Below are 26791 nucleotides of genomic sequence, written 5' to 3'. Positions count from 1 at the left end.
CTTCATGCCGCTGGTGACCATCGCGCTGCCCGTGCGCAACGCCGGGGAGCGGATCGACCGGGTCGCTCGGTCGGTGCTCGGCCAGGACCACCCGGACCTGGAGTTCCTGATCTGCGACAACGCGTCCGATGACGACACCGGCGACCGCTGCCGCGCGCTCGCCGCGCGCGACCCCCGCGTCACCTACCACCGGCACCCGGAGAACATCGGCATCCTGCCGAACTTCGTGAGCGCGAGCCGGCTGGCGTCGGGAGAGTACTTCCGCTGGGTCAGCGACGACGACGTGCTCGAACCGACGCTGGTGTCCCGGTCGCTGGAGGTCTTCGGCGAGGACGAGCGGCTGGTCCTCGTGACGTCCCAGACGTCCTACACGGGCGATGACGGCGTCGTCAGCACGTCGCCCTTCACCGAACGCGGCCTGCGGTCGGACGACCCGCTCGTGCGTTTCACGGCGATGCTGCGGCTCCTCAACTCGAGCCATCTCCTCGTCGACCCGCTTTACGGCCTTTTCCGGCGGGACGTATTGCTGTCCCTGCCGCGCCGGAACATGCTCCGCGAGGACGAGGTGATGGCCGCGAAACTCGCCCTCGCCGGTCCCTGGGGGCATGTCCCCGAGATACTCGCGCACCGCCATTGGAAGACCGAGAAACCGGGTGTTCTCGCCCGCCGGCTGGGAGTGCCGTCCTGGCAGGCGCACTGCGCGACGACCCTGGAATGCCTGGAGATCTACCGGTGGGTGGACGATTCCGGAAACACGCCGGAACTGACCGACGACCAACGGCGCCGGGCGCGGGCCGCCGTCCGCGCGACCTGGGCCCGCCGGGAACGGCGCGTGGCCGGGCACCGGGCCCGGAAAATGGCCCGCCTGGCCACTGGCGCGATACGCGGTGATCTGGGGTTTTCCACAGGCCGATAGTGGCCATGGCGACACCTGGACCGATGAAATCCGCACCACCCGGATGCACGATGACAGCGTCATCAATTGCCGGGACATGGAGACGCGGCGAAGTCGACCGCCCTCGTCCACGAGGGCCCACCGGGGGCATACATGGGTTTCTGGAAGACGATCCTGGGCATCGCCCGGAACCGGCTGATCGGGCCACCCGTCGTCGTGCTCGGCCTCGGCGTCGCGGCGCTCGTGTTCGTCCTGACGCCGGTCACCTACGTCTCGTCCAGCCTGCTCGTGCTCACCACCCCGTCCGCCGGCGGCCTGGAGGACCCGAACCGTCCCGGCTGGACGACCAACCCGCTGCTCCAGTTCAACGACGGCCTGAAGACGACCGCCGCCATCCTCATCCAGGCCGCCGGGACCGACGACGCGCTCGCGAAGATGGGCGTGGGCAAGGGCGGTCCCACCAAGGTCGTCATCAACGACGGCACCAGCAACGGCAAGGTCATGACCGCGAGCCAGACCGGCCCGTTCATCTTCGTCCAGGTCACGAGCACGCAGGAGGACGCGGTCACCGGCGTCGTCCACAACGCCGAGCAGCACCTGCGCGACGATCTGGTCGACCGCCAGCGCACTCTGGGCGCGCCCAAGCAGACCTATCTGATGCTCACCGAGGTCGTCCCGGCGTCGTCCCCTGTCGCGAAGACGACCCAGAAGTGGGAGTTCTCGGGCGCCGCCTTCGCAGCCGTCGTCGCCCTGGGCTTCGGCATCGCCTACCTGGGCGCCCGCCGCCGCGCCCTCCGCGAGGCCGCCGCCGAAACCCCCTACGACTTCTACTACGGCACCACCACGGACTCCGTCTCCCTCCGCCCCGCCCGCCGTCCCGCCATCGTGTCCCCGCCGTCCCCTCGCCCGGATGCCCCGTCCACCTGGGACGAGGACTCCGCGTCCGCACCCGTTGAGGTCGTCCCCCAGTCCCCCAACGACTACGGTCTCCCGCTCATCGGCGACCCCACCGAGACCGTCCGCGACCTACCCGCACCTGACACGTCCGAGCCAGTTCCCAAGGACGAGCAAACCCCTGCCCCCGCGCACTCCCGCGCGCACGAGCAGCCGCGCCAGAACGACATCCGGCGTAGCAACGCCCGCCACGAAGAGGTCATCTTCCCCCGCGCGCACGAGCAGACGAATCGTGAGCGCCCGCCTGCGACCTCACCACCAGGTGAGGGCGGACAGTCGCATCATGCCGATCAGGCGCGTGACCAGGGACAACCGCCCGACCAGTCGCCTTGGAGTGAACCGGAGCGCGGGGGCGAGCGGCCCCGCAGGTTCGAGGACGCGTTCGGGGACGACGACGTGGTTCCGGAGGAACGCGGGGCGGCCCGGGGGGATCGCGCGACGAAGGGACGGCAGACGCCTGCGGCGTTCGAGATCCTTGGCGCCGAGGCCGCCGCGCGGGAGCGCGAGACGGACGAGGGGTCCAAGGACGCGTCCGCCCCCCGGGTGAGGTGAGCGCGGCCCGATGGACTTCTGGAGCACGCTGCTGGTGCTGTTCCGGCGCTGGTACCTGACCGTCCCGGCGTTCGTTCTGTCGCTCGCGATGGCGGGCGCGGTGTTCGAGCTGACGCCGTCCCACTGGGTCTCGACGTCGGTGCTCGTGCTGTCCAGCCCGAAGAACGGCGGCGACATCACCGTCGACCAGCGCAAGCAACCCAACCGGAACCCGCTGCTGATCTACGACCGGGGACTGAGCGAGACCGCCGCGATCCTGATCCAGATCCTCGGATCACCCGAGGTCGGGCAGCGGATCGGCGCGGCCCCCGGGGGAGCCACGCAGGTCCAGGTGGGCAACGGCAGCAACAACCCCGAGCTGCTCGACAACGGCAGCCCGTTCATCTACATCCAGGTGGACAGCACGTCCCAGTCCGTCGCCTTCAACACCAACGCCAGGCTCGTGCAGGAGGCCCAGCGCGTCCTGAACGAGCGCCAGCACTCGCTCGGCGCTCCCCCGGCCACGTTCATCACGCTCAGCAGCGCCGTCCCGCCCACGACCCCCGTCGTCCAGCGCAAGGGCAAGAAACGCGCCGCCGTCGCCTTCATGGCCTTCTCCGTCATCGTCTCGCTCACCCTCGCCTACGGCGGCGAGAGCTACGCCCAACACCGCCGTCGCCGCCGCGAGTCCCCCGACCTCACCCCTTCCCCACCCCGCCGACGTCCCACCCCGACCCCCGAGCCCACGGGAGGGCACTAACCGTGCCCAACGACCCCACCCCGCCCCCCTCCCCACGACCCGCACACCCACCCCCCGAACCAAGCACCACGCCCAGCGCCGACACGCCCGAGGAGCCGGAGCCCCACCGAGCCGCGCACACGCCCCCCGAGCCAGGCGCTATGCGCAGCGCCGACACGCCCGAGCCCTCGGAACCCTGTCGCCCCGTGCACGCACCCCGCGAACCAAGCGGGACGCCCAGCGCCAGCACGCCCGAGCGTCCGGAGCCCCGTCGAGCCGCGCAGGCACACCCTGAGCTGAGCGCCAGGCGCAGCGTCGGCACGCCCGAGCCCCCAGAACGCCGACGAGCCGTGCGGGCACAGCCCAAGCCGAGCGCGATGCGTCGCGGTGGTACGCCTGAGCGCCCGGATTCCGCTCAAGGCGGCCGTACACACGCTCGCCCTGCCTCTCCTCCAGCGGGTGGCAGGGCGCCTGAGCGCGCGGATACGCCTCCGCCCGTGGGGGGAGGGAGCGTAGGGGCTGCGCGGGGCGAGGGTGCGCGCGTTGGAGCCGTGCGCGGTGGGGGCGGACGCGGTGGTGGGGGGATCGGGCGAGGGCGCCAGGGGACTGGGCGGGGCCGCTGGGGAGCCGGGCGGGGACCGGGTGTGGCGGCTCGGGCGGACGGGGCGACGCTTGGGGTGATGTTCGCGCTGGCGACGTTGGTCGTTCCGGCGCGACTGGTGGTGCGGGGGACGGGGATCTCGCTCACACCCGCGGACCTTGTCGCGCTCGGCATGGGCCTGACGTGGCTGGCCGCGCAGTTCGTCGCGAACTCGGGGGTGGCCAAGGGGCGGGCGGCGGCGCGGACGGTCGCGTCGTTCTACGTGGCGGCGATGTTCGCCTGTTACGGCGCGGCCAACAGCAGCTACCTGCCGGCGGACGAGCGGAACCTGCTCGACCACTCCCTGGTGCTGGCGGTCGCGTTCGCGGGGGTGACGCTCGCGGTGTGCGACGGCGTCCGGACGCTCGACCGGCTGAACCTGCTGCTGAAGTGGGTCGTGGCGGGTGGGACGGCGGCGGCGTTCGTCGGCGCGCTGCAGTACCTGTTCATGTTCGACCTGACCAAGTACATGGTCGTGCCGCTGCTGCGGTACACCAGCGACGACAATCCGACGATCATTCCGCGCGGCGGGCAGCTGCGGGTCGCGGCGACGACGGGGCATCCGATCGAGTTCGGGATCGTCTGCACGATGGTGCTGCCGCTCGCGATCCACTACGCGCTGCGTGCCCGGCGCGCCGGGGAACCCGCATGGCCGTGGTGGGGGTCGGCGACGCTGCTGCTGTCCGGGATGCTGTTCTCGGTGTCGCGCTCGGGTGTGCTGACGTTGCTCGCGGTCGGGTTCGTGCTGCTCGCGGGCTGGCCGCCGCGGATGCGCACACGCGCGCTCGTGGTGGTCGCGGCGTGCTCGATCGCCGTCCTGATGGTCGCGGGCGGGCTGGTCCGGGCGATCTACAACCTCTTCGCCAACGCGCAGGCCGACACGAGCATCACCGCGCGCCAGCACCGCTACGGGCAGGCCGCGATGGAGATCTCCAAGCATCCGATCTTCGGACGGGGCGACGGGACCTGGCACTTTCCCGTCTACAACGCCTTCGACAACCAATACATCATGTCCATGGTCGAGACGGGTCTGCTCGGCACGACCGCGCTCGTCCTGCTCTTCCTCGGCGGGATCTACTCCTCCCTGCGCGCCCGCGGCAAGGCGTTCTCCGACCACGACACCCGCGACCTCGCCCTGTCGGTCACCGCCTCGCTCGCGGCCCCGTTCGTCGGCGCGGTCACCTTCGACCTCCTCTCGTTCGCGACCATCACCGGCCTCACCTTCCTCATGGTCGGCGCCGCCGGCGCGCTGCTCCGCATCACCCGCGAACAGGAGCCGCCGACGGCCATCCCCTGGCGCGTCCGAGCGAGCAAGACCCGAGCGGCCCGAGCCCTCCGCGCCAAGGTCACCCCCACCCGCTGACCCCGTCCACCTACCTTCCGCCCCACTTCCCTTGAACAAGCCCGCGCCGCCCAAGCCCGCGCCGCCCAAGCCTTCGCGCCCCACGCGCCTTCGCGCCCCACGCGCTCACCTCACACGCGCTCCCCGCACGTGCCTCTCCGCACGTGTGCCTCTCCGCACGTGTGCCTCTCCGCACGTGTGCCTCTCCGCACGTGTGCCTCCCCGCGCGTGTGCCTCCCCACGCCTCCACCCGATCTGCGCCCGCGCGTCCACCCGATCCGCGCCCGCGCGTCCCCACATCCGCGCGTCCCCACATCCGCGCGTCCCCACATCCGCACGTCCGCCCTACGTGAGCGTCTGCCCCATGCGAGCGTTCGCATTGACGTGAGCCGCCGTGTTGGGGGGCGGTGGCCGGTGGCCGGGTTACTCGACGCAGGGGAGGGGGCGGAGGGTGGCGGTGATCTTGTAGTCGGGGTCGATGGTGACGATGGTGTTGCCGGTCCAGGTCTGGATGGCGTGGCACCAGGATTCGACCGGGGCGTAGGACCAGGACTTGTCGACCATGCGGTTGTCGCGGACGACCAGGCGGCCCGCCACGTGCTTGAGCTGGATGCTGTAGGTGCCCCCGGCGACGAGGTTGTTCTCGACGGTGACGTCGTTGATGGTGCCGCCCGCGCTGTCGGCGAGGAACAACGGGGCGGTGAAGTCGGAGACGCCGCGCTGGTCGAAGGTGCTGTGCCGGACGACCAGGTGGCGCGCGTCGTGGACGCCCCAGACCTGGATGCCGTCGGCGTGGTCGGCTCCGTTGGAGCAGTTCTTGACGTAGGAGTCGGTGATCTCGACGTCGCCGCCCTTCGCCGCGTCGCCGGAGACCTTGAAGCCGTGGCTGAAGCCGCGGACGAGCAGCCCGGACGCGCGGTAGCGGGCGGTGCCGACCGCGTCCTCGCTGACGCAGCGGTCGGGGCGGCCCACGGTGGAGTCGGTGATCGTGAACGGGTGGTTCGCGTCCTTGTAGTCGTTGGTCACGCGGCCGTCGATCACGCTGTTGCGGATCGTCACGTTGTCGGCGGCGACGACCAGGTTGCCCGGGACATGGACGCCGTCCAGGACGGTGCCGGGCTTGTCGATCAGCAGGGCGTCGTTGTCCACGTTCAGCTTGACCTTGCGCGGCGCGGCGAGGGTGTGCGGCACGCCGGTGCAGTCGGGGGTCGGGTAGGCCGGGCAGCGGCCGTTCCCGGCGGGCCGGGCGGTCGCGGTCGAGTCGGCCGTCGGGAGGCTCGTGGGCGTCGGTGAGGGGCTGGGCCGGGCCGTGGACGAGCCGGGAACGGGGCGGGACGTCGTGCCCGCCGGAGACTGCGCGGTCGTGCCCTTGCCCTGGCAGGCGGCGAGGCTCAGGGCGAGGAGCCCCGCCGTCGCGACCGTCAGGGCCCGGCTCCTGCCGAACGACTCGGTCATAGGTCGCATTGTGAGCACAGCGAGGGGACGGGTGGGACGGTTCCCCGGCTGACGGCTGATTGTGGCCAGCCGGTTCCCCCGGCCGCCCGTCGGGCCTGGTTACGTTGGTGGGCATGGCGTCTCGGGGGTTGGGTGGCCGGGCCGGCGTGGTTCCCATGGGCGTCGCCGCCGTGTGCGGCGTGCTGCTGGTCGCGGTGTACGCGCTCGCGGTGTGGACGGTGCCGGGGCAGCGGTTCGAGGACGCGGTGCTGCGCGCGTCCTGGCCGGATCGCGAGTCGGCCGTGGTGACGGTGCTGGACACGATCTCGGTCGGTTCGCTGGCGCTGGCGGCGGGCCTGGTCGGCTGGATCGGCCACCGGGCGGGCGGCCGCGCGATCGCGATCGCCGCCGTCCTGATGATCTTCGCGACCGTGACGGCGACCGAGGTCCTCCAGGCGGTGCTGCCGCGGCCGATCCTGCTCGCCCACGGCTTCCGCCGGGAGGACCGGTCGTTCCCGAGCGGGCACACGGCGGTCGCGACGGCCGTGCTGTGCGGGCTGCTGCTGGCCGTCCCGGTGCGGTGGCGGTCGTGGACGGCCCTGCCGGTGCTGCTCGGCTCGGCCGGGATCGGCGCGGCGACGGTGACGGTCAGCTGGCACCGGCCGAGCGACACCGTGGGCAGTGCGCTGATCGTCATGATCGGTGTCTCGCTCACGGTCGCCCTCCTCCGTCGCCGCGGTCTCCTCGTCCCACTAACCTCAACGAACGACCGGGGGCGGATCGTTGGGGGCATTCTCGGAATTGTTGTGACGCTGTCCGCGACGATCGCCGTTTTCGCAGGTCACCGGGCTGTGCTGGCGCTGGATGTGACCGGCGATCCCGATCTTGCGCCGCCCAGCGCGGTGGTCGCCGGCCGGGCTCTGGCCATCGCGGCGGCGGGTACGGCCACGCTGACGACCTTCCTCCTGCTGCGCGGTCTGGGCCCAGCCAGACGCGCGCGCACGAGGAAGCTCAATGACCGGGAAGCCCAGCCGGTATCGGATCGCCTAGCGAGTGAGCCTGGCGCGTAGGGCGGGCCAGGAACCTGCGGCCAGATCGCGGTCGCTGATCGCGGCCACGGGGAGCGGCCAAGAGATTCCCAGGGCCGGGTCGTCGTAGCGAACGGACAGGTCCTCGGACGGGTCGTGCTCCCGGTCGATGCGGTAGCAGACGTCCGACAGGGCGGTGAGGGACTGGAAGCCGTGCAGCATGCCCGGCGGCACGTACAGCGTCGTGAAGATCTCGTCGTCCAGGCGGACGGTCACGTGCTGGCCGAAGGTGGACGACCCGGGACGGGCGTCCACGACGACGTCGAGCACCGCACCCCGCGCGCAGCGCACGAGCTTGGCCTCGCCGCGCCCGGAGCGTCCGTGTAGGCCGCGCACTGTTCCGTAGCGTGACCTGGACTGACTGTCCTGAATGAACGCGGCGGGGTCCAGTGCGTGCGCAGACGCGATGGAGGCGTCGAACGTCCGGGTGAACAGGCCGCGGTCGTCACGGTGCGGCTCGGGGACGAACAGCAGCAGCCCGTCCAGCTTCGTTCGCTCTACTCTCATATGTCGTGGACCTCACCGAAGGGCCGGTTGTCAGCGTCGTCATCCCCGCGCACAACGAGGAGGCCGGACTCGCGGCCCTGCTCGCCCGGCTCCTGGACGGAGCCGCGCCTGGGGAGTTCGACATCGTGGTGGTCGCCAACGCGTGCACCGACAGCACCGCCGAGGTGGCTCGGGACGCGGGCGTCCGGGTCGTGGAGACGGCGACGCCGGGCAAGGCCAACGCGCTGCGGCTGGGCGACGCGGCCGTGCGGGTCTTCCCCAGGGTCTATGCCGACGCCGACATCCTGCTCTCCGCCGCTGCCGTCCGCGCGCTCGCGGAGGCTGCCGGGCGCCCCGGAGTTCTGGCCTGTGCGCCTAGGCCCGTGTTGGACCTGTCGGGTGCCGGTGCGGTCGCCCGGCGCGTCCACCGCGTGCATGAGGCCCTCATAGCGCCGTCCAGGGGCCTCGCCGGGACGGGCGTGTACGTCCTGGGCGAGGACGCACACGCGCGCGTGTTCCCTCTGCCGGACGGTCTGCTCGCCGACGACGGCTGGGTCCACGCCACCTTCGGCGAGGACGAGCGCGTGGTCGTCGCCGAGGCGACCTCCGTGGTGCGGCCGGCCCGGACCGTCCGGGCGCATCTGCGGCGGCGGGTCCGGGTCCGGCTGGGTAACCGGCAGCTCGCCGAGCTCGGACGGCCGGTGACCGCGAACCCGCTGCGGCCGTCGGACCTGCTGGTCCTCGTGCGCGCGCGGAGGGTCGGGCCCGTCGAGGCCGCCTGCTACCTTGCGGTGCTGGCGTTGGACAAAGCCCTGGCCCGGGCGCGGCGAGACCGTCCCGTCAGCTGGGGGACCGACGCCAGCAGTCGCCATTCCTAACCTCGTTTCACAGCGATCAGCGACTTCACGAGCCCTGCGAACCTCTCGCCGAGGATGTCCGACTCGGGGAACAGGAAACCCATCTCCGTCCGCCCGAGGAGCTCGACGCCCAGCGCGTCCGCGATGGCGGCCTCGCGTCCCTCGGGCTTCACCTTCACGAGCGGCCAGCGTTCGGCCAGACGCGCACGCGCGTTGAGCGGAAGGAACTGGAAGCCTGGGCACACCCAATGCGGCTCGACCGGGAAGTACCGGTACGGCGTCTGCACCCAGTGCCGGGGCGCCAGGTCCCGGACCGCGCGGGCGAAGCGTTCGCGCCGCGCGATCCCGCCCACATGCTCGATCACCGAATTGGACACGACCAGGTCGAAATCGCGTCCGAGCAGGTCCTCGTGCAGGTCGCAGGCGTCGCCGGTCTCGGCTGTCACACCGTCAGGGAGGTCGTCCGGCTGCTTCTCCAGAAGGTTCACGATGTGGAGGCGGGCCGGGCGCGCAGGAGCGCGTTCCCAGAACTCGTAGGTTCCGCCAAGGTCGATCACCGACATCGCTTCCAGGTCGGGGAACGCCAGGCGGAACATCTCCCAACGCCGCCGCCGGGCCTTCGCGCCCAGCGAGTCGGGCCCCTCGACGAAGCGGCTGCGCAACGTCTGTTTCACGAACCGTCCTTGACTGTGTGGTGGGCAAGGCGTCGGGTCAGGGAGGCACGGCGCATCCGTTCCGGAGCGCACGCCGCATCGTAGGCCGCCAACAGTGCTTCCCGGGAGTGGTCCCACGAGAGTGCCCCGGCGACACGCTGACGGCCCAGCTCACCCATGCGCGCGCGTTCTGCCGGATCGTCCAGGAGCTGTGCGATGAGCTTGGCGAACGCGGATTCATCGTCGCAGGGCGCGAACAAAGCCGCCTCCCCGGCGGACACCCGCGATTCGTGCAGATCGAACGAGACCGTTGGGCGAGACATGGCCATGTACTCCATGACCTTGTTCATTGTGGATCGGTCGTTGAGCGGGCTGTACGGATCAGGTGCCAGACACACGTCGGCAGTGGACAGGTAGGGCAGCAGGCGGTCGTCCAGCACTCGTCCGGGGAACTCGACCCGATCCTCTAGGCCGAGATCGCCGACCATCCGGACAAGGGAGTCGAACATGTCACCGTCACCGAGGAACGCTGCATGCCAGTCGTTCCGGCCCAGTTCGTCACGCAGCTTGACGAGGGAACGCAGCGCATAGTCCACACCGTCCTGCGGACCCATGACACCCAAGTACACGAGCAGGTGGTCCTTGCCGCGCTTCAGTTCGTCCTGCCGCGGGACGGGCCGGAAGCGGTCCGTCGCGGGGGCGCTGCGCACGACGAAGACGTCCTCGGGACGCTTCCCGCCCCGTTCGAGGGCGATCTCCCGGTAGCTCTCGTTAGTGACGATGACGACGTCGGCGGTGTCATAGGTCGCGCGCTCTACCCGGCGGACGGAGCGGTAGAGGAGGTCCTCACCGCGCCCGAATCTCGACAGGTACAGCTCCGGCACCAGGTCATGCTGGTCGAAGACGAAGCGCGTGCCGTGTCTCCGTAGCATTCGCGCCACGAGGAACAGCAGGTCGGGCGGGTTGCAGGCGTGCACGACATGGAACGGGCCGCCCTCACGGACGAGACGCCGCGCGATCCGGGCCGTATGCCACAGCGCCGTGGAGTACTCGGCGAGGTAGCCGCGCGGCCCGCCGCTCGCCGCGTCCAGCGGATAGCGGTGGATGGCGACGCCATCGATGAATGCCTCACGTTCGGTGTCGTTCTTCGCACCCTGCGGGCAGATGACATGCACCTCCCAGCCCGCGTCGCGCAACACCGTGCTCTCCTGCCAGACCCGCCGGTCGAACGGGACGGACAGGTTCTCCACGAGGATCAGGGCGCGCCGCCGGGCGGGAGCCCGCCGGGCGGAGGCCCGCCGGACTGGGCGCTCGCCGCTCTTGTCGCCGTGAACAGCCAAAGCTCACGCATCCAGGGATGAGCCGGCGCCCCCTGGCGCCGGACAGGGCAGGGACCGAGTGCGGGGTAAGTGGCCGGCGGGATCAACGGAGGCCGTCCTCGGACTGACGGGCGGTCTCCAGTGCGCGACGGGCCCGGCGGAGAGCGGGAGCCAACCGGGTGTCGCGCAACGTGTTTCGGGCCGTTCCCACGGCGTTGTTCCGGACGCGTCGGACGGCACGCGCGACCGGGCCGCGCAGCACCGCGCCCTGACACACCTGCGTCTCGCCGGTCTTGGCACGGCGTTTGTACTCGTCCTCGCCGCGTCCCAGGTCAACGCGGGTGATGCCGAGATCCGGCGCGGCGGTGACCAGCTCGCGCAGCAGGATCCAGCCTGGAGCGAGTGCCGCGTGCGCCGGGTCGTACACCGGAAACCACCAGTGCAGAACGCCTTCAGAACGCAGACCGAAATGCGCCGCGAGCAGATTGGGACCTGCCCGCACCACCGACAGGACACCGCCGAAATCGGCCGAGCGCGTGTGCAGCAGCCGATGGAGCAGGTCACGGCGGGACGGATCGGCGAAGTGGTCGCGGGCACCGGTCGCCGCGTACTGGCCGCGCTTCAGCTTGATCAGCTCGTCCAGTGCGTCGGGGTCGACCGTGTCGGCCTCGAAGGTGACGGGCCCGAGCGTCCGTTCGGCCTTGCGGATGCGGCGGCGGGCCTGGCCCATGTTGTCCTTGCCGCTGCGGGACGCGCGGCCCAGGTAGCCGTCCAGACCGCCGCTGACGTCGAGAAACGGCGATGGCCGCCGAGACTCGGTCCACGGCTCGAACTCGGGCAGGCCGTCCAGAAGGTGATCGAACTCCAGCGCCCGGACGCTCGTCCCGGACACCAGCGACCGGACCGGAAACGGCATTCCGGCGGCCGAAATCGGCCCCTGGAAGTCGGCTCCGGGCCATCCGACCGGACGCGCGACCGCGCCGTCACGATGCAGGGCGAAGATCCCCGTGATCCGCTCACCCTCACTTGCCACCGCGACCGTGACCGGCCGTCCCGAGGCGTGCACGGCAGTCGCGAAAGCGGGGTGAAAGTACGGGCTGTCATAACGTGCGTCCGCCGCTCGCAACGCGTGCCACGCGTCCAGTTCGGCCGCGCCGAGGGCATCGAGCCCGACAAGGCGCAGGCGCACGTCGGGCTGGGGCTCGGGAGCCATCAGGCCTTCAGCTCCCGGATCCGATGGGACGGCAGCAGTAGCGCGGCCAGCGCGGCGCGCGAGGTACGGCGTCCCGCGAGCGCGCGCAGCAGCTCGCCCAACGCGATTCCCAGGAAGAACGGGACGGCGGCAAGCGTCCCCCGCCGCCGCCTGAAGAGGCGCACCCGGTTGACGGTGAGCAACGAGTACAGCATCGGACTGGTGTCGGACTCACCGCCCAGGTGCACGACCCCGGCGGCGGGCTCGTACCAGGTGGACAGCCCAAGGTCGGCGGCTCGTAGCGCGTATTCGGTCTCTTCGCTGTAGAGCAGGAACGACTCGTCCCAGGGGCCGGCTCGGCGGATCGTCTCCACGGACAGCAACTGCGCTGCGCCCGTCGCCCATGCCACCGCGTGCGCGCGCGTGTAGGCGTCCGGATCCATGACCTTCTCGCCCCAACGAGACCGGCGGCCGCCGAGGAGCGCGTCCATCCACACGCGCGCGACGCTCGGTTGCCGAAACAGCGAGCCCTGGAGTGTCCCGTCCGGGTGGGAGAGGCGAGGGACCGCGATGCCGCGCCGGTCGGGATCCTCGGCGAGCGCTCCGGCCAGTGTGGCGAGGGCACCGGGCTGGAACCGGCAGTCGGGATTCATGATGAACACCGCGTCCAGGTCGTCGAGGTCGAGCACGGCCGTTCCGGTGTTGATCGCCGCCGAGTACCCGCCGTTCCGGCCGGTTTCGATCACTTGCAACGGCAGCGTCGCCGCCGCCCCCTTCGCTATGCGCACCGACTCGTCCCGCGAGGCGTTGTCGACCACGACCACGGTCCGCAGCGCCGCGCCGTCCGCCCCCGGGGCGATCGAATCCAGGCATCCGCGCAGCACACTCGCGCTGTTGTAGGTCACCACCACGACCGCGACCCGGAACGGGGTGGCGGGCCGTACGGGGTTGGAATGCGACATTCGGTCACCTTCCGCGGGAGCGCTTGACGAGACGGGCGGCGGTGCGGCGAATCCGGAGTGCAGGTCCGGGCGGGGAGAGGACACGGGCGATCCAGGCGTCGTCCAGGTCGTGCCGAAGGCTCGTGCGCGGTTGGAGCCAGGCGTCCGGACGGGCCGGACCACCGTCGCTCGTGTACGCGCGGGTCACCGCGGCTCGCCGCAGGCGGCGCAGGACGTGCCGGTCGTAGGAGCCGAACGGGATGGCGACGCGGGTGACCGGTTTGCCGGTGATGTCCGCGAGGACCCGGTGCGCGCGCACGAGCTCCTCGCCCGCCTGCGGGGCGGTGAGCCGCCGCCAGTCGCGATGCGCCCAGCCGTGGGAACCGACCTTCATCCCGGCCCTGACCAGCTCGCGCACGCCGTCCGCGGTGAGCCGCCCCGGCTCGCCGAGCCGTCCCGCCAGCACGAAGAACTCGGCTGTCAGACCGCGCGCGAGCAGCCGGGGAAGGGCGGTCTCGATGTCGGACGCGTTGCCGTCGTCGAAGGTCAGCCGAACGTCCGGACGGCCGGCGACCGCGTCGAGCACGCGCTCGAACCGGTCGACGTCGACCCACGTCCCGCCCTCACCCGGATCGAGCGCCCGATCGGCCCGCGGCCCGACGCCGTGCACCGTGAGGTTGATGACGCCGCCGGCGCCGCCCACATGGCCCTCGCCCAGGCCGTGATCGGCCTCGTCCGAACCGGGCTCGTCGTCCGCCTCCAGGCCGTGGCCGGCCCCGCCCACCCCGATGTTCCCACCCACCCCGATGCCCTTCTGTCACCCCGACGCGACAGACAATAGCTACGAGGTTCACAATTTCCTGCAATTTCGCACTGACCACATACGGCCACTGTCTTCCGCTTTGCCGAGCGCCCGCATCGGGGTTATCAATGGCCGAGTCAGCTCTGCGACGGCACTCGGTGACCGTGCAACACGCACACATCCGGCTGAATGGCATTTCAGGGCAAAGACGTTGTTTTCGGGGGCACCACAAGTGACCGTAATTGACGGCGTTAACTCCGGTACGGGCGGCCGGATCGCGGCGCGCGCATCCTGGTTCGCCAGGTACGTCCACCTGCTGGTCGTGCTGGACCTCGCGTGCGCGGCCACTGCGGGCGTCGCAGGTTTCGCGTTGCGTTTCTCCGGCTGGGACGAGAGCGGCCGGTGGCCCGACATCCTGCTCGCGATCGGGCTCCCCCTGGTCTGGGTGCCGTGGCTCTCGTTCGCGGGCTGCTACGACCACCGATTTCTGGGCAGTGGCGCGGCCGAATATCGGAAGGTACTGAATGCGGGTGTCACTCTTACTGCGGCCGTCGCGATCCTGTCATACGCCACGAAGGCGGAAGTCGCGCGCGGATATGTGCTCCTCGCATTGCCGCTGCTCGTGGCCCTGGACGTGGGCGCCCGAAGCGCCGCCCGCAACCGCCTCCACCGCGCGCGTGAGCACGGTGACTGCATGCGCCGCGTGGTCGCGGTCGGCTACCGCGACGGCGTCGCCGACCTCGTTCGCGAGCTGTCCCTGCACCCCCACCACGGGATGCAGGTCGTCGGCGTCTGCGCGCCCGAACCACCCGGCCTGACGGTCGAGGACGTCATGGTGCTCGGCGGCTTCGACGACGTCCCCGAGGTGGTCGAACGCTGCCACGCCGACGCCGTCGCCGTGCTCCCCTGCGTCGAACTGGGCGGGGTTCAGTTGCGCCGCCTCGCCTGGCGGCTGGAGAAGTTTCGGACGGACCTATTCGTCTCACCCGCCCTCCTGGACGTGGCGGGCCCGCGCCTCACCATCCGTCTGGTCGCCGGGTTCTCCCTGCTGCACATCGACCATCCTGAGCTGGCCGGTCCGGCGCGCGCCGCGAAGGCCGTCTTCGACCGGGTCACCGCGGCCCTGCTGCTGATCGCGGTCGCCCCCCTGCTACTGGTTGTCGCGGTCACCGTCCGGACCACCGACCCAGGCCCCGCGTTCTTCCTGCAGACGAGAATCGGACGCGCCGGACGCCGGTTCCGGATGGTCAAGTTCCGGACGATGGTCACCGACGCCGAGCGCCGGCGCGTCGAGATGACCAGCCGCGTCGAGAACGGCTCGGTGCTGTTCAAGCTGAAGCGCGACCCGCGCGTCACCCGGATCGGCCGCGTCCTGCGCCGCTACTCCATCGACGAGCTGCCGCAGCTGTTCAACGTCCTGCGCGGCGAGATGTCCCTGGTCGGACCGCGTCCGCCGCTGCCCGAGGAGGTCGAGCGCTACGGCCAGGACGTCTACCGGCGGCTCGCCGTCAAACCCGGCCTCACCGGACTCTGGCAGGTCAGCGGACGGTCCGACCTCTCCTGGGACGAGGCCGTCCGGCTCGACCTCCAGTACGTCGAGAACTGGTCGCTGCTGTTCGACCTGCAGATCCTCTGGCGCACCGTCCGCGCCGTCGTCAGCGGCAACGGCGCCTACTGACCCCGACGCCACATTCACCTACCGCCAGGTCAACGGCACCAATCGCCACGCCAACCGCACCCAACGACCGGCGCCCGCGGATTCCCGTCCACGACCCGGCTACAGCGGGACGTCCCAGAAGGCCAGTTCGTGCCGCATGCCCTCCAGGAAGTGGGCCTCGGCACGGGCGGGGTCGGGCGCGGCCTCGTCGATCATCTGGGCGATGCGGCGCGTGAGCTCGGCGAATCCGGGATCGGCGTAGGTGTCCACCCAGCGCCGGTACCGGGGCTCGGACGGCGGGTTCTTCGCGAGCCGCGCCCCGAGCGTCGAATACCCCCACATGCATGGATACAGGGCGGCCAGGCCCTGGCCGTAATCAGCCGCGGAGTCCAGCAGGAACTCGGTGTACGCCGTGCACGGCCCACCCTTGGCGGCGCCCCCGAGATCCGCGCCGAACTCCGACGAGAGCCCCCTGTGCAGGCTCAGCTCCTCGTGGAAGGTCGCGTGGGCGAGATCAACGAGATCCCCGAGGTGCCCGGACGGCGCCTGCCACGCGAGCCGCGAGAAGACCCGCACGTAGTCGAGCAGGAACAGGTAGTCCTGCTCGAGCCAGGACCGGAAGACCGCCTCGTCGAGATCACCGCGCCCGATGCCCCTGACGGTCGGATGCGCGAGCTGCCGCTCGACCCACGGCAGGCCGAGTTCTTCCAGATGCGAGGCGAGACCCATGCCCAGAGTCTGCCATCGCCCGGGCAGCACGAAGCCCCGCCGGAACCGAGGTTCCGGCGGGGCTCCGCCACGTCTGACCGATGTGTGGGTCGCCTCTCGGCGAAAGGCTCAACACGGCTCCAGCCGAACGGTATTCCGTGAAGGCGATAGGTGAGGCCCGGGGACACCAGGCACATCGGCCACGTGTGATGTAACGGCAGGCCCCCGCCAGGCATTCCCGGCCCCGGGACGTTACCTGGGCCACACCCTCCGCGGCCTCAGTTGAACGGCGGCCGGACGGCCCTGACCAGCGTATCCACGGCGAACCGCTCCTCGCCGTCCACCTCCACGGGGCGCCGCACCCGCTCGGCCCGCTGCACCGTCAGCCCCGGCAGCGCCGCCGCCACGTCCGAGGGCGTGTGCAGGACCGCCGGATCCTGCGGCCCGCCGACGCCCTCGGTCAGGTTCGTCCGATCATGCCCGACGAACATCAGGACCCCGCCCGGCGCCAGCGCCTCGGACGCCCGCGCGAGCACGCCCCGGATGTCCGGCAACTGCAAATAGGCGATCACCACCAGGTCGAACTCCCCGGCGGGCGGCTCCCACACCGTGACGTCCTCGACGAGCAGCTCGAGGGAGATCCCCCGCGCCTCCGCCAGCTCGCGCGCCCGCGCGATGCCGACCGCCGAGAAATCGACCGCGGTGACCGTCCACCCCAGCTCGGCGAGCCAGAGCGCGTTCCGCCCCTCCCCGCACGCCAGATCCAGTGCCCGTCCCGGCACCAGCCCCGCGCACTCCTCGGCCACGAACCGGTTAGGCCCGGCCGACCACACGAGTTCGCGTCCCGAATACCGCTCGTCCCAACCCCGCGCATCCACCCGAGCCAGCCTAGACACTCACCCCCGCTCCCGCTGACCACCACCGGCCACCCCAACCCCCAGAAATCCGAATAAGTAGGCTTCAAGCCACATCTTGAAGATTGCGGGGGTTGATCACGATCGACGGCTTCCTTCACACAGATCCGACCCCGCACGCCTCCTGGCGGATGGCCGTCCTGATGGGCGCGAACACCCGCACCTACAAGTTCGCCCTCGGCGACGCACTGCTCCATGCGGCGGCGGACGGTCGTGACGAGATCCCCCTCGCCGAACTCGCCCTGGCCTACTCTGCGGGCCTGCTCGACCACATCGCCCACGCTCCGCAGGCACCCTCCAAAGCGTCGCTGGGGGAGTCCGACTTCCTCACGCTGGCAGCCGCGGAGGCCGGAGAGAGCCGCCGGATCGGCCGTCCGACCGAAAAGCTCGTGGACGCGGCGGTCGGCAACATGCCTCAGATGGTCATGCGGATGTTCCACAACGTCTCACGCACCGAGGTTCCACACCGCTTCTACGAACTCACGGGAACCCGTCGCGACCGCGTCGTTCGGCTGACCCCGCATCTTCGGACGGTCGCGATGTCCGAGCAAGCCGACCTCCTGCGCGACGAGCTGTCGGCCCGCTGGAGCATCGTCGAGACCTCGTTCTCCACCGGAATCGGCGCGTCGCTGATGACCGAAGGACTCGTCGTCGACCACGCGGAACAGGTGCTCTATGACAAGCGCCGCCGCCGCGCCGTGGCCGGCGTCCGCGCGGCGTTGACCGGCTTCCACCACGGCCGCTGCCTCCTCTGCGACCAGGTCCTCACCTCGGACGAGAAGAGCCAGGTCGAGCACCTGTTCCCGTTCTCCCTCATGAACCGTTTCGCGAGCGTCGGCCAGTGGAAGGGCCCGGACCTGGACACGGTCTGGAACCTCGCACCGGCGCACCGCACCTGCAACGCCGAGAAGGGCGATCGCCTCCCGTCGGAGGTCGAGAGAGAGCGGTTGGCGAAACGCAACGCGGAGATTCTGAACTCCCCCCACCCGCTGAGGAAGACCTTGGTCCTCACGCTGAAGCTGCACGGGTGCGACCCTGGTGATCGGAATGCGTGGAGGAAGTTCATCCGGCGCGTGTATGCGCAGGTCGTGAGCTGAGAACCCGCGTTTCGTAGGATCGCGGCATGGCCACGGGACCCACGGGTGAGAAGCTCGTCCGCGACCGCATCCCCGAGATCATCCGCCGCGCGGGGCGGACCCCGGACGTCCGGACCGCGACCGCTGACGAGTACGCCGTCCTGCTTCGCGCGAAGTTGCGGGAAGAGGTGGACGAATACCTCGCGGACGACGATCCCGCCGAACTCGCCGACGTGCTCGAAGTGCTCCACGCGCTGGCCGCGGTGCACGGCATGTCCTCCGCTGATCTGGAGGAGGCCCGCGCGGCGAAGGCCGGTGAGCGCGGAGGGTTTGCGGGGCGGATCGTCTTGCGCGGGTGAGACCGGGACAGGGCTGGTTTTCCGGGGGTGGGGCGCGGGATGATCTTTGGGTTTGGTTCTTCCCGGAGGCGGTTCATGGATTCGTTGTTGCCTGAGAACGAGCGGACGCGGCATCGGCGGTTGCGGGGGCAGGGGAGCCGGGAGCGGGGGGATCTCGACGCGATTCTGGCGGCGGGGTTCGTGTGTCATGTGGGTGTCGTGGTCGACGGGACGCCGCTGGTGGTGCCGACGGTGTACGGGTGCGACGCGGGGACGTTGTACTTCCACGGGTCGGTGGCGAGCCGGAGTCTCGTTGCCGGGGCCGTGGACGAGGTCTGCGTGACCGTGACGCATGTGGACGGCCTCGTGCTGGCGCGGTCGCTGTTCGAGCACGGGGTCAACTACCGCAGCGCGATGATCTTCGGCGTGCCGCGGCGGGTCACCGACCCCGAGGAGAAGATCGAGGGACTGCGCGTCCTCACCGAGCACTCGTCGCCCGGCCAGTGGGACTACGCGCGGCGGCCCAACAAGAAGGAGCTGGCGGCCACGACGCTGCTCGCCTTGTCGCTGGACGAGGCGTCCGTGAAGATCCGCGTCGGCCCGCCGGACGATGGCGACAGTCCGGACGTGGCGCTGGGCCTCTGGGCAGGGGTTCTGCCGCTGGAGTCCCGGTGGGGCGCGTTGCAGGCCGACCCCGCGCTGCCGGCGGGGATCGAGCCTCCCGAGCACCTGACACGGCTGTCCGGAACGAAGGCGGACTGAGCGTCAGCCGTTCCTGCGGCGTCCCAGGATCCCGCGTCGTCCCTGGTAGGAGCGGATGCGGGCCTCGGTTTCCTCCAGGGTCTGGCGCGTCTTCTCGGAGATGTCGAGTTCGTCCGACGGGGTGGTGGACGTCGCCTCGACGAGGTCCAACTGGAAGTCGAGTTCGCTGGGCAGGCGGGCGTCGACGGCTTCGCGGAGTCCACGGCCGAGGTTCGCGGCGGCGTCGTATGCGGTCCTGATCAGCAGGTGCGCCCTGTCGTCGGCGTCCCTGAAGGAGTGGCCGTAGAGGTGGACGCCGACCATCCGGGCCTCGAGCGCGGCGGCCAGGAGGTTGGGGCCGGTGAGCGGCCACGCGGAGTCGTCGATGGCGTGGAGGATCGACATGGGCTCCATGCCGGTGACGGTCGCCTCGGCGATCAGGCGGCCCACGTCGCGGAACGGCGTGTCGCCAGGTAGGGCTTGCAGGACGATCCGGGACTCGTCGGCCGCGACGTGCGGGTAGCGGCCGGCAGCGTCCTTCCACCAGCGCTGGTACGCGGGCCAGTCGGCCATTCCGGGGTTGACGGCGCGTCCGCGCAGCACGGCCTCGGCGATGGCGGAACGGTTCGGCCCGGCGACCGCGCATAGGGCCCCGGCCAGGGCGACGACCAACGCCACCTGGTCCGGATCACGGGCCCATTGGCGGTCCGCCAGGTGTTCGACCAGCGCGTGCTGGACGGTGGTGGTGAAGCGGCGGAGCGATTCGTCCGCGACAAGGGACCCGAAGGTGGCGGCGTACGCGTACCGGTCGGGGATCTCCATGTGGACGGGAGCCTCGTCGGCGGTCATCCGCAGGAGGTCGAGGACGGCGGCGTCCGCGCCCCGGGTCGGCTGGACGTCGCCCAGCCGGTCCAGCCAGCTCCTGCGTTCGGACGAGGGCAGGCCGGTCAGCCAGCGGATCAGGACGACGGCGAGCCGGTCGAGCCGTTCGCGGCGGGCCGCCGAGGAGACGAGCAGCGCCACACAGTCCGCGCCATGCCGGGCGAACGCGGCGATCTCGGATGGCGAAACGGTCGTGTCGGACGTGCGCAGCGCATGGAAGGGATGCAGCAGGTCATGCGGCGCGACCCCGGCGAGAAGATCGAGCCAGGCGTCCTCGTGGTGGACACCCGCCTTGTCCAGGTCGGCGACCAGCGCGCAGATGAGGGTGGATTGGCCACGCAGGGCGCGAAGCATCGCAGGACGGTCGGCCGTGCGCGGATCCGTCCAGCGTTCTATGAGCTTTGCCGTGGTTTGAACCGGCGCGAGGCCCAGCCTCGGATCGCGGGACGTCCCGACCACGTCGGCCAGCAGCTTGTCCGTATGGCCAAGGGCATCGGCTAGACGGACGTAGGCGTTCGCATCCTCGGACGGAGAGCTCCGGACGCGTCGCAACACCTCGTTCGTAAGAGCACGCCACGGTTCGCTCGGGACGCCGACACCCAGCTCTTGCCACGTGCTCTGAACCGCAGCCAGTCCCCCACCAAGCCGGATCAAAGCCGCTAGGAGAAGCTCATGGTCGGACCGTCGGGGGAGTTCCTTGTAGCGTCCACTCTCCAGCAGAGCCGCGACCTCGGACACCTCGCACTCGTTCCGCCGCACGCGCTCGAGAACGAGGGCAGGACGGTCCAGATCCACCAGGATGTCGTACGCTCGGCTCGGATCCGCGTTCACCATGTACTCGGACCTGCCGGAGAGGTAGTGCAGAACCTCCAGCAGGCTGCGGCGCGAGGTAGACCGACGCAGCTCGTGCGCGTACGCGTGGGCGAGGCGAGTTTCGGTAGGCGGCTGCGGCTCCGAGGAACGCCAGTCGACTTCGAAGCTGCCCGGACGTGAGTGGTAGGCGAACGTCAGCCGGATGCTGGAATTCTCCCCGCGCAGCCAGGTCGCAGCAGTCAGCCCAGGACGCCACCCATAGGGGAGCAGTGCGGCGACCGCGTCTAGGAAACGGAGCCGGACGGTGTGGTCCAGGTCGTCCGCCCCGGTGATCGTGACGGGACCTTCGAGGAGCAGTGCCGCCGTGGTGGCGGCCCGTCCGAGCCAGTTGTGGTCCTCGATGTCGCGGGCGATGTCTTCAGGCGCATAGGCCGGGACGTCCAGCGCGGCCGGTGCGAAGCCGTCCGGGCCGAGCCCGGATACCGCGCGCACGAGGCTCGCATAGGAAACCGGTGCGTGGACGAACTGTTCGTACGGAAAGCAGCCGTAGCGCGTCCGGACGATCGGACGGCCAGCCGCGTCCGATCCGTCCGTCCAGTCGTGGATGGCGACGCCCAGGTAGCTGCCGCGGTCGTCGAGGACCTCGGTGAGGCTGATCCAGGGGAGCGCCTCCGCGCCGGTGCGCTCCGGCGGCGGGTTCCCCAGCGTGTACTGGTCGAGGATCGTGGTGAAGTCGTCGGCGTTGAAGAATCCGCCGCCGGTGCCGAGGATCCCGTAGTCGTCGTAGCTGCCGGGGGTCTTGCCGCGCACGGCCCAACCGGCCGAGAGGCCGACCGTCGTCATCCGGCGCTCCCGACCGGTCGGCTCCGGAGACCGCCGGTATCGCCGGACGGAGCCTGGGACAGCCGGTCCACCAGCCACATGATCGGCTCCATCACGTTGATCGGGCGGACCTTGCCGCGCAGGTGCATCGAGGTCGAGCCGTCCGTGTGGGTGCGCCGGACGAGGTTGCTGTAGTTCTCGTCGTCGAACTTCCCGGTCCGCGGGTCGATGTAGAAGCCCACGGCGGACGTCACGAAGTAGCGGGTGCGGTCGGGGGAGAAGTGCTGCCTGATCTCGCGGCGGATGGCGTCGATGTTACCGATGCCGTCCTCGCGGCACAGTTCCTCGAAGAACCGCTCGGCGACCTCGTCGTGCACGGCCGGGAACAGCAGGTCCGGGTCGGTCACCGACTCGTAGCCGCCGCGCCGCGCGATGTCGCGCACCCACAGGTGGTCGTATTTGGTGATGCAGACGGCCAGGTGGTGCGGCAGGTAGTGGTCGCCCCGGCTCTCCGGCGCGCGCTGGCTGATCTCCAGGATCGTCCGGTTGAAGAACTGGTAGGAGTCGCGGGCCTCGCGCTCGCGCGTCGGGTCGAGCAGCAGGATGAGCCCGCCGCACGCGGCCAGGTGCTCGACCAGCTCGCGGCGGTCCCGGCCGCCGCCCTCCCCGCGCCGGGACGGCTCGGGCGCGCTGGTCGCGAACCGCGGCCCGCCCGACGACCCTCCGGACGCGCTCGAGGCGAACCGGGGCCCACCGGACGAACCGGACCCCGAACCGCCGCTCGACGCGCCACCCTCGGCGCCCGCGCGGCTGTCGAACAACCGGCCGGGCGGATCGACGAAGTCGAGGTGCACGCGGACCGGGACGTCCCGCTTCGCGGTCGGCCGGTACCACTTCGTCCGCTCCCTGACCTGCCGTGTTCCGTGCAGCCGCCAGGACAGCTTCTCCGACGAGTTCGTCGCGTGCGGGAACACCCGCTGCTCGCTGAGCTGGTCGGTGCTGGACGCGAGGAACGCGGTCGAGCCGTCGTTCGCGCCGTCCAGCCGCCAGCCCGGATCACCCAGGCTCATCGCGATGCGCAGCGCGGCGAGGAAGGTCGTCTTGCCGCTCTGCGGCGCGCCCCAGATGCCGATACTGGTCTTACCGGGACGAACCTCCTCCATCGGAGGGGCCGGGGGGACGTCCTGCGGCGGCGTGGCGTCCCCCGCCTCCGGCCCGGGCGCCGTCTCCGGCGGGGGAGCTGTGGGCTCGGTCATGCGGGATCACCTTCCACGGGGACGGGGGCCATCAGCGGGAACGGGACGCTCGCGCCGCCCGGCGGGACGAGTCCCATCGCGTCCGCCAGCGCGCGCGGCGTCAGGCCCTCCAGGGTGAGTCGGCGGTGCGCGCCCAGGGCCGTCCAGTAGTCGCGGTCGGCGTCGGTCGCGCCGTCGAGGACGGCGACCAGCCGCACGCCGAAGCGGCGCAGCGCGTCGACCGCGGCGCGCCAGTCGTCCTTGCGCGGGCACGGCTGGGCGAGCTCGCGCAGCGGGTCCTGGCCCTGGCCGCGCGGATGCGGCGGACGCCCTGCCAGCACGACCAGCACGCGGTAGGGCGGATGGTGCACCTCGTTCAGCCAGCCCCGCGCGTCCCGTTGCCGCTCGAGGAAGCCGACGATCTCGACGAGCGCGTCCTCCAGCGGAGCCGCGTCGGACTGGTACGGCTGCGCCCGGCGCTCCAGCGCGGCGAACGCGTCCAGCGCGCGGTCGGGATCGGCGTCCCACACGCCCTCGACGACGGCGTCGCGCTCCTCCCCCAGCTCGAACGAGTGCTCACGGTAGCCGCGCACCGACACCCCGGCGCGCTCGCCCAGGTCGGCCGAGACCAGTTCGAGCGTTCCGGCGAGCAGGTCGCGGCGGGCGGCGGCCGGGGTCGGCGGGCCGCCCAGTTCGATCGCGCACATCACGTCCACGGTGGCGGCGGGCGCCGGGCAGGCCCGCGTGTGCGCGTACAGCTGGTCGAGCGGACGCGATTCCGGCCGGACGTCCGGCAGATCAGGCCAGCGGACGCGTCCGGGCCCCTCGAGCGCGGCGCGGAGCGACAGCACGCCGCGCGGCAGCCGGGTGGCCAGCACCGACACCGGACGCGGGTCGTACAGCACCTCGGATGTGGCGACGACCGCGAGCACGACGTCGTTGTCCGCACCGCCGGGCCCGCGCGCGACCCGGACGACGGCCTCCTGTCCGGTCATGCTCCCCGCCGGGAACAGCGGGACCAGGACGGGCTGTGCCGTCGGCCCGTCGAACTGGGCCCCGACCAGCCAATACGGCGCCTGCAGCGGCAGCCGGGCGACCGCGTCCGCCAGCTCCTCCACGGCGGGCCGCCCGATCCGGACGACCCGGACGTCCGGACGCAGCAGCTCCAGCCGGGCGATCGTCAGCCCCGGGACGGTCCAGCCGGGAGCGGAGTCGGCCAGGAGGGTCGTGACGCCGATGGGCAGCCGCTCGACGATCCGCGCGAGTTCGGAATCGAGCGCCTCGGTCAGCCGGGCCCGGTCGATGTCGTGCAGGCCGCCCGCGAGCTGGAACGCCCGCTCACCCGCGCCGGACGCGAGATGCGACGCGGCGAGCCGCTCCCAGGAGTGGTCCTCACGCGACCAAGGATCGCCGGGTCCGTCCACGGCGTCCGGCCGGACGACCATCACGGACACGCCGTCCGCGCCGACGTCGATCAGCACCGGCGACCGCGCGTCGTACCGGACGAGCTCGTCGAACGCCCACTGCGTCGTCCACGTGGACGGATCGCGGCCGAGATCGGGCCGGCCGAACTGGAGCGTCCACCCGCCGACACCGGGCGTCGCCGTGGCCGCCGTCCTGGACTCCTCGAGCAGGCGCGTCCGCTCCCGCTCGGCCTCTTCGCACGCACTCGTCCACTGGTCGCCGTCCGGAACGCCGCCGCGCACGAACGGCCGCGCCTTGTCGCCCACGCGCGCCGCCGCCCGCAGGTCGTAGCGGAACCGCGCCTCGCTCAGCTTCGTCCCGTGGACGTCGTCGTCGGAGGGCGTCCAAGCGCACTCCGCGCACGCGAAACGCGCGAACTCGTCCGGCACCAGCCCGCACACCGGGCACGGCAGCGGCGCCTCGAACTCGGGCGGAAATTCGGTTTCCAAAGGCAGCGGCGCGTCAGGATCCATCAGCCGCCTCCCCCGACTGGCGGATCCGGGTCACCGCCCGTCCCGCCGGTTTCGCCAGCGCCCCAGACCTCCACGCCGAGACTCGTCCATCGAGGACGGGTAGTTCCGCGTCTCCCCGTGCGAGCCTGTCGGACCGCTGGGACCGTTCTGCCCCCACGCCGGAGGCGGCGGCGCCCCCGTCCTGATCACCGGGGTGTTGACCGGCGGGAACGCCGGCCCACCAGGCATAGGCGGCCCGGACCGGCTCAACCCGCCGGGAGGAGGCGGAGTCATCGGCGGAACGCTCCCGTTCACCGGATGCCCGTTCCCATTCCCGTTCCCGTTGGACTCGGCGGAGAAGCGCCGGAGCTGCTCGCGCTCCCAACGCTCCAGTTCGAGCCGCTGCAACCGCCGCTCGACCTCGATGATCTCCTGAACGGACGAGTCGACCAGCTCGGTCCGCCGCTCCTGGAGCCGCCGGGCGAAGTCGGTCTGCCCGGAGTTCTCCCGCAGCCCGACGCCCTCCTGCTTGCGGACCTGGTCGTCCAGCAGCAGCCGGTCGCGCGCGCGGACCTTCTCCACGGCCTCGTCGTACGCGCCGGGCGGGCCGAACAGCGACAGCACCTTGACGATGATCGGCAGGCACTCCAGGACGGTGATGAACAGGAACAGCAGGAACCGCGCCCACTGCAGCTGGCTCTCGCCCGCGGACGCCCGGTCCAGGCCCTTCAGCCGGATGAGCAGCCCGGTGTTGTCCTTGTTGCTCTTCTCGAACGCCGCACGGTCGGACAGCTGCCGGCCGCGCAGCGTCTTCAACTCGTTCTGCACAGCGGGGAGCTTCTGCTGCGCCTGCGCGATGAGCACGTCCTTGTTCTTCGCCGCGGCCTGGTTCAGCGCGCCCGACTTCGTGCTGATCCGGCTGTTGATCTGGTCGATCTGCGCCTTCGCCTGGTCACGCCGCCGGACGAACTTCTGGTAGCGCGGCCCGTCGCCGCTGTGTCCGCTGGTTCCCTTGCAGCGGTCGCCGGTGAGTTCGCACGCGGCCTTGTCGTCGTAGTCGTTGAACTCCTTCTGCAGCGCCGGGAGCTGCGCCCGCAGCTGCTTGATCTCCGGGTCGTCCTCGGGATTGGCGAGGCCGTCGCCGGTGCGCTGCTTGAGCAGCTGCGCCTCCTGCTGCTCCAGCACCTTGATGCGCAGCGCGTCCGGCCCGCCGTCGAGGTTCTGCTGGAACTTCCGGGAGTCCTCGTCGTGGATCTTGTCCACGGCCACCGCGACCTCGTCGTTGAAGATCTGGAGCACCAGCGGCGTCGAGATGATCACCCCGAACAGCAGCGCCATCGCGACCCGCGGCAGTGCCAGCAGGACGGTCAGCACCCTGCCCTGGCTGCGGGTGAGCGACACGACGAGCCATCGGTCCAGGTTCAGGATGACCAGGAACCACATCATCGACAGCGGCACGGCCGCCCACACCGAGGCGCCGACCGCCATGCGCAGCGCGAAGAACATCGAGACGGACGCGAGCGTCGCCGTGGTGAGCACCGCGCCGCCGATCCCGACGTATTTCGCGCGGTCGGTCGTCGCCCGCCGCAGAATGTCGGGATCGGCTCCGGACAGCCACACCAGGGGGTTCTTCATAGGCCCCGTCCGTCTCGCAGGGTCATCCGTTGTGAGACGCCACTTCCGGGTCGAAAGTTCCGGCGCGTCCCGAAGAAGCCAGCCCCGGGTGAGCCATCGCGACGAACGCAGGCGCTCTTCCGCCTCGCGCTGCTCCGGAGCGAAGGAGGCCGGCGGCCCGCCCGGAAGCCGTCGTGGTTCG

At 71.0% G+C, this 26791-nt stretch carries 23 protein-coding genes; 10 read left to right on the top strand and 13 right to left on the bottom strand.

Annotated elements, in window-relative coordinates:
• Positions 1 to 4 precede the first annotated feature (4 nt).
• The 4 genes from AB0L06_RS25885 (at position 5) to AB0L06_RS25870 (ending at position 5122) form a co-directional block, all read left to right on the top strand.
• The gene (locus AB0L06_RS25885) at positions 5 to 916 is read left to right on the top strand and encodes a glycosyltransferase family 2 protein (protein WP_500233679.1); all 912 of its coding nucleotides are present in this window, start codon (positions 5 to 7) and stop codon (positions 914 to 916) included.
• A gap of 132 nt (positions 917 to 1048) precedes the next feature.
• Complete coding sequence (locus AB0L06_RS25880) at positions 1049 to 2401, top strand: hypothetical protein (protein ID WP_500233678.1); 1353 nt, start codon at positions 1049 to 1051, stop codon at positions 2399 to 2401.
• A 10-nt stretch (positions 2402 to 2411) separates the two neighbouring features.
• Positions 2412 to 3140: a YveK family protein gene (locus AB0L06_RS25875; protein WP_500233677.1), complete on the top strand. Its 729-nt coding sequence runs from the start codon at positions 2412 to 2414 to the stop codon at positions 3138 to 3140.
• Between the two features lie 659 nt (positions 3141 to 3799).
• On the top strand, positions 3800 to 5122 hold the full coding sequence (locus tag AB0L06_RS25870) for an O-antigen ligase family protein (protein WP_500233676.1): 1323 nt from the start codon (positions 3800 to 3802) through the stop codon (positions 5120 to 5122).
• 402 nt (positions 5123 to 5524) lie between these two features.
• Here AB0L06_RS25870 and AB0L06_RS25865 read toward each other — a convergent pair whose 3' ends face one another.
• On the bottom strand, positions 5525 to 6556 hold the full coding sequence (locus AB0L06_RS25865) for a right-handed parallel beta-helix repeat-containing protein (protein ID WP_500233675.1): 1032 nt from the start codon (positions 6554 to 6556) through the stop codon (positions 5525 to 5527).
• Between the two features lie 113 nt (positions 6557 to 6669).
• On the opposite strand from AB0L06_RS25865, the gene AB0L06_RS25860 reads away from it, so the two are divergent.
• On the top strand, positions 6670 to 7605 hold the full coding sequence (locus tag AB0L06_RS25860; protein WP_500233674.1) for a phosphatase PAP2 family protein: 936 nt from the start codon (positions 6670 to 6672) through the stop codon (positions 7603 to 7605).
• Here AB0L06_RS25860 and AB0L06_RS25855 read toward each other — a convergent pair.
• Positions 7582 to 8130, bottom strand: coding sequence for a dTDP-4-dehydrorhamnose 3,5-epimerase family protein (locus AB0L06_RS25855; RefSeq protein WP_500233673.1), 549 nt, complete (start codon positions 8128 to 8130; stop codon positions 7582 to 7584). The two genes, AB0L06_RS25860 and AB0L06_RS25855, sit on opposite strands and share 24 nt — an antisense overlap.
• A gap of 5 nt (positions 8131 to 8135) precedes the next feature.
• On the opposite strand from AB0L06_RS25855, the gene AB0L06_RS25850 reads away from it, so the two are divergent.
• Positions 8136 to 8987 carry a glycosyltransferase gene (locus AB0L06_RS25850; RefSeq protein ID WP_500233672.1) on the top strand — a complete coding sequence of 284 codons (852 nt, stop codon included), beginning with the start codon at positions 8136 to 8138 and terminating at the stop codon, positions 8985 to 8987.
• Here AB0L06_RS25850 and AB0L06_RS25845 read toward each other — a convergent pair.
• From AB0L06_RS25845 to AB0L06_RS25825, 5 genes are all read right to left on the bottom strand, one after another.
• Positions 8984 to 9640, bottom strand: coding sequence for a class I SAM-dependent methyltransferase (locus AB0L06_RS25845; RefSeq protein ID WP_500233671.1), 657 nt, complete (start codon positions 9638 to 9640; stop codon positions 8984 to 8986). The two genes, AB0L06_RS25850 and AB0L06_RS25845, sit on opposite strands and share 4 nt — an antisense overlap.
• Positions 9637 to 10869, bottom strand: a complete 1233-nt coding sequence (locus AB0L06_RS25840) for a glycosyltransferase family 4 protein (RefSeq protein ID WP_500233670.1) — start codon at positions 10867 to 10869, stop codon at positions 9637 to 9639. The genes AB0L06_RS25845 and AB0L06_RS25840 overlap by 4 nt, the downstream gene beginning before the upstream one ends.
• Positions 10870 to 11041: 172 nt before the next feature.
• Entirely contained in the window at positions 11042 to 12151 is a 1110-nt protein-coding gene (locus AB0L06_RS25835) for a GNAT family N-acetyltransferase (protein ID WP_500233669.1), read from the bottom strand.
• Positions 12151 to 13092 carry a glycosyltransferase family 2 protein gene (locus tag AB0L06_RS25830; protein WP_500233668.1) on the bottom strand — a complete coding sequence of 314 codons (942 nt, stop codon included), beginning with the start codon at positions 13090 to 13092 and terminating at the stop codon, positions 12151 to 12153. Before AB0L06_RS25830 ends, AB0L06_RS25835 begins: the two co-directional genes overlap by 1 nt.
• Positions 13093 to 13096: 4 nt before the next feature.
• Positions 13097 to 13873 carry a polysaccharide deacetylase family protein gene (locus AB0L06_RS25825; RefSeq protein WP_500233667.1) on the bottom strand — a complete coding sequence of 259 codons (777 nt, stop codon included), beginning with the start codon at positions 13871 to 13873 and terminating at the stop codon, positions 13097 to 13099.
• 232 nt (positions 13874 to 14105) lie between these two features.
• On the opposite strand from AB0L06_RS25825, the gene AB0L06_RS25820 reads away from it, so the two are divergent.
• The gene (locus AB0L06_RS25820; protein WP_500233666.1) at positions 14106 to 15551 is read left to right on the top strand and encodes a sugar transferase; all 1446 of its coding nucleotides are present in this window, start codon (positions 14106 to 14108) and stop codon (positions 15549 to 15551) included.
• 99 nt (positions 15552 to 15650) lie between these two features.
• Here AB0L06_RS25820 and AB0L06_RS25815 read toward each other — a convergent pair whose 3' ends face one another.
• Positions 15651 to 16259: a TenA family protein gene (locus AB0L06_RS25815; protein WP_500233665.1), complete on the bottom strand. Its 609-nt coding sequence runs from the start codon at positions 16257 to 16259 to the stop codon at positions 15651 to 15653.
• Positions 16260 to 16516: 257 nt separating this feature from the next.
• The gene (locus AB0L06_RS25810) at positions 16517 to 17116 is read right to left on the bottom strand and encodes a class I SAM-dependent methyltransferase (protein ID WP_500233664.1); all 600 of its coding nucleotides are present in this window, start codon (positions 17114 to 17116) and stop codon (positions 16517 to 16519) included.
• A gap of 110 nt (positions 17117 to 17226) precedes the next feature.
• Between AB0L06_RS25810 and AB0L06_RS25805 the strand changes: the two genes are divergently transcribed.
• From AB0L06_RS25805 to AB0L06_RS25795, 3 genes are all read left to right on the top strand, one after another.
• Positions 17227 to 18249: an HNH endonuclease family protein gene (locus AB0L06_RS25805; protein WP_500233663.1), complete on the top strand. Its 1023-nt coding sequence runs from the start codon at positions 17227 to 17229 to the stop codon at positions 18247 to 18249.
• A 26-nt stretch (positions 18250 to 18275) separates the two neighbouring features.
• Positions 18276 to 18587: a nucleoside triphosphate pyrophosphohydrolase gene (locus AB0L06_RS25800; protein WP_500233662.1), complete on the top strand. Its 312-nt coding sequence runs from the start codon at positions 18276 to 18278 to the stop codon at positions 18585 to 18587.
• 84 nt (positions 18588 to 18671) lie between these two features.
• The gene (locus AB0L06_RS25795; protein ID WP_500233838.1) at positions 18672 to 19328 is read left to right on the top strand and encodes a pyridoxamine 5'-phosphate oxidase family protein; all 657 of its coding nucleotides are present in this window, start codon (positions 18672 to 18674) and stop codon (positions 19326 to 19328) included.
• 3 nt (positions 19329 to 19331) lie between these two features.
• On the opposite strand, the gene AB0L06_RS25790 is transcribed toward AB0L06_RS25795, so the two are convergent.
• From AB0L06_RS25790 to AB0L06_RS25775, 4 genes are read right to left on the bottom strand one after another with little or no spacing between them, the layout of a single operon-like run.
• Positions 19332 to 21845, bottom strand: coding sequence for a hypothetical protein (locus tag AB0L06_RS25790; protein WP_500233661.1), 2514 nt, complete (start codon positions 21843 to 21845; stop codon positions 19332 to 19334).
• Positions 21842 to 23080: a hypothetical protein gene (locus AB0L06_RS25785; protein ID WP_500233660.1), complete on the bottom strand. Its 1239-nt coding sequence runs from the start codon at positions 23078 to 23080 to the stop codon at positions 21842 to 21844. Before AB0L06_RS25785 ends, AB0L06_RS25790 begins: the two co-directional genes overlap by 4 nt.
• Positions 23077 to 24996 (bottom strand): hypothetical protein, encoded by a 1920-nt coding sequence (locus AB0L06_RS25780; RefSeq protein ID WP_500233659.1) that lies wholly within the window; start codon positions 24994 to 24996, stop codon positions 23077 to 23079. The genes AB0L06_RS25785 and AB0L06_RS25780 overlap by 4 nt, the downstream gene beginning before the upstream one ends.
• A 30-nt stretch (positions 24997 to 25026) precedes the next feature.
• A complete protein-coding gene (locus AB0L06_RS25775; protein ID WP_500233658.1) occupies positions 25027 to 26610 on the bottom strand; it encodes a DUF4407 domain-containing protein in 1584 nt (527 codons plus the stop codon).
• Between the last annotated feature and the right edge of the window lie 181 nt (positions 26611 to 26791).

The sequence above is a fragment of the Spirillospora sp. NPDC052269 genome, assembly GCF_040679435.1.
Lineage (GTDB): Bacteria > Actinomycetota > Actinomycetes > Streptosporangiales > Streptosporangiaceae > Spirillospora.
The sequence above is the reverse complement of the archived record's forward strand: the minus strand, read 5'-3'. Positions and strand labels throughout refer to the sequence as shown.

Coding starts and splice junctions, on each gene's coding strand:
- AB0L06_RS25865 (WP_500233675.1), bottom strand. CDS start 6,556: ATGACCGAGTCGTTCGGCAGGAGCCGGGCCCTGACGGTCGCGACGGCG.
- AB0L06_RS25875 (WP_500233677.1), top strand. CDS start 2,412: ATGGACTTCTGGAGCACGCTGCTGGTGCTGTTCCGGCGCTGGTACCTG.
- AB0L06_RS25785 (WP_500233660.1), bottom strand. CDS start 23,080: ATGACCGAGCCCACAGCTCCCCCGCCGGAGACGGCGCCCGGGCCGGAG.
- AB0L06_RS25860 (WP_500233674.1), top strand. CDS start 6,670: ATGGCGTCTCGGGGGTTGGGTGGCCGGGCCGGCGTGGTTCCCATGGGC.
- AB0L06_RS25835 (WP_500233669.1), bottom strand. CDS start 12,151: ATGGCTCCCGAGCCCCAGCCCGACGTGCGCCTGCGCCTTGTCGGGCTC.
- AB0L06_RS25775 (WP_500233658.1), bottom strand. CDS start 26,610: ATGAAGAACCCCCTGGTGTGGCTGTCCGGAGCCGATCCCGACATTCTG.
- AB0L06_RS25855 (WP_500233673.1), bottom strand. CDS start 8,130: ATGAGAGTAGAGCGAACGAAGCTGGACGGGCTGCTGCTGTTCGTCCCC.
- AB0L06_RS25880 (WP_500233678.1), top strand. CDS start 1,049: ATGGGTTTCTGGAAGACGATCCTGGGCATCGCCCGGAACCGGCTGATC.
- AB0L06_RS25790 (WP_500233661.1), bottom strand. CDS start 21,845: ATGACGACGGTCGGCCTCTCGGCCGGTTGGGCCGTGCGCGGCAAGACC.
- AB0L06_RS25800 (WP_500233662.1), top strand. CDS start 18,276: ATGGCCACGGGACCCACGGGTGAGAAGCTCGTCCGCGACCGCATCCCC.
- AB0L06_RS25870 (WP_500233676.1), top strand. CDS start 3,800: ATGTTCGCGCTGGCGACGTTGGTCGTTCCGGCGCGACTGGTGGTGCGG.
- AB0L06_RS25830 (WP_500233668.1), bottom strand. CDS start 13,092: ATGTCGCATTCCAACCCCGTACGGCCCGCCACCCCGTTCCGGGTCGCG.
- AB0L06_RS25780 (WP_500233659.1), bottom strand. CDS start 24,996: ATGGATCCTGACGCGCCGCTGCCTTTGGAAACCGAATTTCCGCCCGAG.
- AB0L06_RS25815 (WP_500233665.1), bottom strand. CDS start 16,259: ATGGGTCTCGCCTCGCATCTGGAAGAACTCGGCCTGCCGTGGGTCGAG.
- AB0L06_RS25885 (WP_500233679.1), top strand. CDS start 5: ATGCCGCTGGTGACCATCGCGCTGCCCGTGCGCAACGCCGGGGAGCGG.